The organism is Peribacillus sp. P4_C12, assembly GCF_056402095.1.
Genome location: NZ_JBFUIB010000880.1, coordinates 1 through 1,129 on the forward strand (window position 1 = coordinate 1; position 1,129 = coordinate 1,129).

Annotated in this window: 2 protein-coding genes; both read left to right on the top strand. The window is 38.1% G+C overall.

All coding sequences use genetic code 11. The features are described from left to right. On the top strand, positions 1-958 hold a 958-nt coding region (locus tag AC1DUW_RS29890), incomplete at its 5' end, for an alpha amylase C-terminal domain-containing protein (protein ID WP_477644316.1). Next, positions 958-1,129, top strand: a 172-nt coding sequence (locus AC1DUW_RS29895; RefSeq protein WP_477644317.1) for a sugar phosphate nucleotidyltransferase, incomplete at its 3' end; no start/stop codon positions are given. The genes AC1DUW_RS29890 and AC1DUW_RS29895, both read left to right, overlap by 1 nt.

The following is a 1,129-nucleotide window of genomic DNA, read 5'->3' on the forward strand; positions in this document are numbered from 1 at the left end:
CCCTTTGCCGGTAAAGTTAAAAAACCAAAATGGCGGTGAAGAAAACATTGAGGCAATACAATTTTTGCAAAAACTTAATGAAGTGGTTTTTAAGAAGTATCCAAACGCCTTAATGATGGCTGAAGAAGCAACAGACCGGCCACTTATAACTTCTCCTACCGATATAGGCGGTCTAGGTTTTAATTATAAGTGGAATATGGGATGGACTAACGATATTCTTCGATATATGAAACTTGATACGAGTGAAAGACCAAATCATCACAGCCTTTTGACCTTTTCATTTTTCTATGCTTTTTCAGAGAATTTCGTATTACCCTTTTCACATGATGAAGTAGTTCATGGCAAAAGGTCTTTATTGAATAAGATGCCAGGTGACTATTGGCAGAAATTTGCGAATTTGCGTTTACTCTTGGGTTATTTTATGACTCATCCTGGTAAGAAACTTCTCTTTATGGGTGGGGAATTTGGTCAGTTTATTGAGTGGAAAGATGAGGAGCAATTAGATTGGCTGCTATTGGAATATGAATCACACACAAAGCTAGCACATTACTTCCGTAGCCTCCAAGAATTATATAGAGAAACTTCCTGCCTATGGAGACTAGATCATGATCAGGAGGGTTTTGAATGGATAGATCCTAACAATAGTAGTCAGAGTATTCTTACCTTTATGAGAAAAGGTAAACGCAAAGGCGATTATTGTATTGTAGTCTGTAATTTTTCTGCTCAGACTCATAATCATTATAAAATCGGTGTACCATCTCAGGGGAAATATATAGAGGTCTTTAATAGTGATTCTGTAGCTTTCGGAGGGTCAGGTCAGGTTAATAAAGAACCCATAAATGTAAAAAAAGAGCCTTATCATAATCAACTATTCAGTATGGAAATAACAGTACCTCCATTAGGCGTATCGATTTACATGAAGCAAACCAAAAAAAGACGCGGGAGAGTGAACGATTAATGGGAGCGAAAAAGTGGATTGCAATGTTATTGGCAGGAGGGCAGGGTTCAAGATTAGGTGAATTAACTATTGGGCTGGCCAAACCAGCTGTTCCGTTCGGGGGGAAATATAGAATCATCGATTTTCCATTGAGTAACTGCACTCATTCTGGTATTGATACTGTTGGGGTAC